Source organism: Halohasta sp. A2, from assembly GCF_056175805.1.
On sequence record NZ_JAQFWV010000292.1, the window covers coordinates 1 to 255 of the forward strand.

Here is a 255-nt window from a genome sequence, read left to right on the forward strand (position 1 = left end):
TCCCGGTTTCGTCAACGTGAACGATCGCTGCTTGCTGAATCTGTCTCCGAACCTGTTCGTATTCACAGCGACCGGCGCGCGCAGCGCGCTCGGTCGCGTGCCACGCGGACGCGCCCGAGAGTTCTAACCCGTGCAGTTGCTCGAAGCGATCAGCGATTTTCCGGTAGGGGAAGCGGTGCTCGTACCGAGACAGTGCTGCTTGGGAGATGACGTTCACCCCGAACTGCCCCTCATCGGGGCAGTCGGGGTGTGTAG

1 protein-coding gene is annotated in these 255 nt (G+C 62.4%); it reads right to left on the reverse strand.

Annotation, left to right across the window (positions count from 1 at the left end; all coding sequences use genetic code 11):
- Window positions 1–255, reverse strand: a 255-nt coding sequence (locus O2S87_RS19185) for an IS66 family transposase (RefSeq protein WP_475410259.1), incomplete at both ends; no start/stop codon positions are given.